The organism is Zongyangia sp., assembly GCF_965361945.1.
Genome location: NZ_CBDTOK010000100.1, coordinates 1 through 4,613 on the forward strand (window position 1 = coordinate 1; position 4,613 = coordinate 4,613).

Annotated in this window: 6 protein-coding genes; 4 read left to right on the forward strand and 2 right to left on the reverse strand. The window is 44.1% G+C overall.

Annotated features, from left to right (window positions below; translation table 11 throughout):
- Nucleotides 1-477 (forward strand): DUF4956 domain-containing protein (locus ACZ25G_RS06565; protein WP_463681920.1); only part of this gene is annotated, 477 nt, incomplete at its 5' end.
- Nucleotides 478-1,047: 570 nt separating this feature from the next.
- Here ACZ25G_RS06565 and ACZ25G_RS06570 read toward each other — a convergent pair.
- On the reverse strand, nucleotides 1,048-1,278 hold the full coding sequence (locus tag ACZ25G_RS06570) for a hypothetical protein (protein WP_463681921.1): 231 nt from the start codon (nucleotides 1,276-1,278) through the stop codon (nucleotides 1,048-1,050).
- Nucleotides 1,279-1,555: 277 nt separating this feature from the next.
- Between ACZ25G_RS06570 and ACZ25G_RS06575 the strand changes: the two genes are divergently transcribed.
- Both ACZ25G_RS06575 and radA read left to right on the forward strand, forming a co-directional pair.
- Nucleotides 1,556-2,371 carry an N-acetylmuramoyl-L-alanine amidase gene (locus ACZ25G_RS06575; protein ID WP_463681922.1) on the forward strand — a complete coding sequence of 272 codons (816 nt, stop codon included), beginning with the start codon at nucleotides 1,556-1,558 and terminating at the stop codon, nucleotides 2,369-2,371.
- Complete coding sequence (gene radA, locus ACZ25G_RS06580) at nucleotides 2,322-3,710, forward strand: DNA repair protein RadA (protein WP_463681923.1); 1,389 nt, start codon at nucleotides 2,322-2,324, stop codon at nucleotides 3,708-3,710. The genes ACZ25G_RS06575 and radA overlap by 50 nt, the downstream gene beginning before the upstream one ends.
- On the opposite strand, the gene ACZ25G_RS06585 is transcribed toward radA, so the two are convergent.
- A complete protein-coding gene (locus tag ACZ25G_RS06585) occupies nucleotides 3,691-3,870 on the reverse strand; it encodes a hypothetical protein (RefSeq protein WP_463681924.1) in 180 nt (59 codons plus the stop codon). The genes radA and ACZ25G_RS06585 overlap by 20 nt on opposite strands.
- A 159-nt stretch (nucleotides 3,871-4,029) precedes the next feature.
- Here ACZ25G_RS06585 and ACZ25G_RS06590 point away from each other — a divergent pair.
- On the forward strand, nucleotides 4,030-4,613 hold a 584-nt coding region (locus tag ACZ25G_RS06590; protein ID WP_463681925.1), incomplete at its 3' end, for an efflux RND transporter periplasmic adaptor subunit.

Consider the following 4,613-nt stretch of genomic DNA (forward strand, 5'->3'; position numbering starts at 1 on the left):
TCCCTTGGTATGGTAGGTGCTCTCTCCATAGTACGCTTCAGAAATGCAGTGAAGGATCCTAGAGATACTGTCTATATTTTCTGGACAGTTGTTGTAGGCATCTGCTGTGGCATCGGTGACTATATCATTGCTAGTATTAGTACATTAGCTCTTTTTGTTCTACTTTTGGTTGTCGGCAGATCCAAAAATGATCATAAAAGGCTACTGATTATCCGGGCACATAAACGACTGGAAAAGGATATTCAAGCTATGGTTACCTCTTTTTTTAAAGCAAAAGAAAAGTTGCGAGCGATGAATACCACCAAAGATACAGTGGAATTTATCTATCAATTACCCTCTCGACGCTTCTCTCAGATAACTAAGACAGACAAAAAAATTTTAGAGCAAGTTGATAAAATGGAGGGAATTAATTATATCAACATTGTCTCACAAAACGACGATATCACTGATAGGCAACATGGCAAATATAAAAGTTGAACCCGGACGTAATCTTTAAAGTTTTGTCCGGGTTTGTTATTCCAGAAAAAATTCAATTGGGAAACGCAATAATATAGAGATAAAATTCACCGGAAGAAAGCGTTGCAGAGGATGCAATGAGAAAATCAAGATTTGTGCTGTCTCCTATAACAGGAAATGCTGTGGTTGATTCTGTCGAGGCGGAAAGACCTCCTGCCGTTGTTGTTGGAACCTTCGAGTTAAAACTTACTAAGATGGTTCCATTTGCTCTGCTGATGACCTGGAGGTAGCTGTCTGTATTGGTAGCCCCGAAAAAGGAATAAAAAATAAGATAGAAAGGTCCAGTCGCTAATGTGATTGTTGTTGGACTTGACTGTGAAATTAAATCAGGGGCGGAATTAGAGATTTCCACAAACTCAATGGGAGAACTCGTTGTGATCCTAGAGGCGTTGACATATCGTGCCAATAAAGCGCCTGGCCCTGTTGCTCCAGTAGCACCGGTAGGGCCAGTATCGCCCCGTGGACCCTGTATACCTGTGGGACCCGTAGGGCCTGTCACACCGGCAGGGCCGGCATCTCCTTTGGCTCCCGCTATTCCTTGAGGGCCCTGAGGACCTTCAGGGCCTTGTGGGCCTGTAGGCCCAGTCGCTCCTGTAGGTCCTTGCATTCCCGTTGGACCCGTAGGGCCGATTGGTCCTGTAGAGCCTGTTGTACCAGTGGATCCAGTCGCTCCTGTAGCTCCGATGATTCCCTACGGGCCTTGGGCTCCTTTAGGACCTTGTGGACCTGTAGGCCCAGTGGCGCCCTGTAGGCCTTGAGCACCCGTTGGACCCGTAGGACCGGTTGGACCGGTAACCCCACCAGGGCAGGGAGGACGACAGCAATAAAATGGGCAATGATAATTATTCAAGGTAATCATCCTTTATGAGATTTTATGATAGAAAGATATTTTTACATCCTATGCAAAATCTCTTTTGAAAGCGACTGGCCACAGGTTGCTATTTCTTGTGCAATGATAGAAAAAAAGGTATAATGGATTTAATCGTTAGTCTATTCACTGGACATACAGACATAAAATGTTTGTGGGGTGATAGAAAAGATGGCGATGAAAATTAATTATTTGAAATTGGTCGTACCCATTACCACACTTGCTGTGGTGATTTTTTGTATGTCAGCCGGACATATTGTAAAAACGAATACTGTGATGGTTAATGTCAATACAGAAAGACAGCAGAGTAAAAAGGTAATCATCGATGCTGGTCACGGAGGTATGGATGGAGGAGCTGTTGGTGTAGATGGCATTGTAGAAAAGGATATCAACTTGGCTATTGCTCTCAAGCTGCGCGACCAGCTCCTTATAAATGGATATAAAGTTATTTTGACACGGGATAGTGATACCTCGCTACACGATGCGGATAAATCATCAGTTCGGGAACAGAAGGTCTCTGATATAAAAAACCGCATGAAAATGATTGAGGATAATGAGGATGCAATTTTCCTCAGTATCCATCAAAATCAGTTCGGTATATCTAAATACAATGGGGCACAGATGTTTTTTAGTCCCAATCATCCCGAGAGCGAAATCCTTTCCCAAACGCTGCAGGATACTTTTCAGGAAATATTGCAACCCGAGAATACCCGTGTACATAAAAAAGCGGGTGACAATCTTTATTTACTTTATCATGCACAATCCCCAGCAGTTCTTATCGAATGTGGTTTTTTATCTAACCCTGAAGAGGCACATAAATTGTCGACTTCTGAATATCAGGATGAAGTCGCTTTCACGATAGCATGTGCTCTAAATCGGTATTTTGCATCGAATATTCGGGATAAACAAAGTCAAAAAGAAATGGATGGTACAATCAATGGCAGTCAAATCAAAAACAATTTATGTATGCTCCCAGTGCGGAGGTGAAACCGCTAAATGGTTCGGGCGTTGTCCGGAATGCGGAGAGTGGAACACGCTAGAAGAACAGGTGAAGAATGTTGTAACAGGCTCTAAAAAAAGCGGCACTGTAGCGGTTTCTACAGCCGGCGGCCACGCTGTGACGCCAATGAATATCCAGCATATTACCTTCGGAGATGAGGATCGTTACAGCACAGGTCTTCAGGAATTGGACCGAGTATTGGGTGGCGGCATAGTACGTGGTTCTCTGATCCTGCTCAGCGGTGAACCAGGAATTGGAAAATCTACACTACTGCTGCAAATTTGCGAATATCTAGGGCAGGGGCAGAAGGTACTCTATATCACCGGGGAGGAAAGTGAAAAGCAAATTAAGGTCCGTGCTATGCGTCTTCATGTACAAACTGAAAATTTGTTTATCGCCACTATTACTGATGCACAGACAATTGTGGATACGATTGTCAAGGAAAGTCCAGATATTGTTATTATCGACTCCATACAGACCATGCATGTTGAGTCAGTACCGTCATCCAGTGGCAGTGTTTCTCAGGTGCGGGAGTCCACCCAGCTGCTTATGAGAGTGGCCAAGGAATACGGTATCTCTATCTTTATTGTTGGTCACGTCAACAAGGATGGTGCCATTGCTGGCCCCAAGGTGCTAGAGCATATGGTAGATGCCGTATTATATTTCGAAGGGGAGAGAAACCTTTCCTACCGTATTTTAAGGGCTGTTAAAAACCGGTATGGCTCTACCAATGAAATCGGTGTATTTGAGATGCATGATACTGGATTGGAAGAGGTAGAAAATCCCTCCCAGATGCTTTTATCTGATCGTCCACAACATGTCTCCGGTACTTGCGTTTCTTGCGTTATGGAGGGTTCTAGGCCAATTTTAGCCGAGGTACAGGCTTTAGCCACCAAATCTGGTTTTACCGCACCAAGAAGGACTGCAACTGGCTTTGATTACAATCGGATGGCGTTGCTCATCGCAGTATTGGAAAAGCGGGCAGGTTTCTTTTTTGGAACTTTGGACGTTTATGTCAATGTCGTTGGAGGACTGCGTCTTGATGAACCCGCTGCGGATCTTGCAGTTGCGCTAGCATTAATGTCCTCTGTTACCGATCAGGTCATTGACCAGTCGGTAGCTGCCTTTGGAGAAGTGGGACTGGCTGGAGAAATTCGGGCAATCACAAGTATTGAGCAACGTTTGACCGAAGCGTCTCGTCTGGGATTTTCTAAATGCATTATTCCAAAACGTTGTTTGCGCTATATTAAGCAACCCGAAAAATATGGAATGGAAATTGTGGGAGTTTCCTATATCCGCGACGCCTTTAAGGCACTTTCCCGCTAATCTTAACATTTGCTTGATAATTGACAGGCTGCTCTTTACTATTTTCTACATAGTAAAGGCAGCCTTTTTCTTTTGAGGAAGTAATATATGGCACCTTTTCTAATGTGCAGTAACCGTCCTTCTGATGCAGGCAAGGCTTGTCACAGGCGATGATGTTCATATTCATTCTCCTTTCGCTTTATCTGCCGGGGAAGATTCACAATACAAATATTTTGCTGTAAAAAAATCAAAATATTCTGGAAGGTCGCTTCATACCTCATAAATCCCAGACTTTGTGAAAAAATAGGGGAAGAGATGATATGCGCAGTCGGAGGTCAAAATGAAACTAAAAATTGTAGTACTCATGATAGTCATTCTACTTATTCCTGGCACCCTTCTCATCCCTACCATTGTAACAGCTGCTGTAGATACTGCTCAGGTAGTGATTGCAAAAGAAACACGTTTTGTCGATCAGGTGACAGCGACTGGTACCATTGAAAGCCTTGAGGAAGCACAACTATATTTGGATACAACCGTAGTGCCAGATCAGGTCTACGTGGAAGTCGGGGATTATGTAACCGAAGGCCAGGTGATCGCGGATGTAGATGTCAATAAATCCAAAGCAGTTATTGCGCAAAATCCCTTTAACAGCCTTGGTGAAACAGAAATAGAGATTCCGGATGAGCTCTCAGAGACACTGAGTGTTTTTGGCGCATTAAGTGGTTTAAGTGAAGAAGAATTGATCCAAGCATTCTCCGCAGCACAAGGTGGTAGCAAGAATGCTCAGATTACGCAGACTCTAGAGATCCCGACCCAGCTAACAGCACCCATGTCTGGCGTTATCGGTGACCTTACCCTCCAAACAGGAATGCCTACTCAAGCCGGAACAGCAGCCGTCACCATCGTGGATAATTCTAAATTGGC

What these genes read in the sequence shown, in the direction of transcription:
- ACZ25G_RS06575 (WP_463681922.1), top strand. Translation starts at nt 1,556, where the DNA reads ATGGCGATGAAAATTAATTATTTGAAATTGGTCGTACCCATTACCACA.
- radA (WP_463681923.1), top strand. Translation starts at nt 2,322, where the DNA reads ATGGCAGTCAAATCAAAAACAATTTATGTATGCTCCCAGTGCGGAGGT.
- ACZ25G_RS06585 (WP_463681924.1), bottom strand. Translation starts at nt 3,870, where the DNA reads ATGAACATCATCGCCTGTGACAAGCCTTGCCTGCATCAGAAGGACGGT.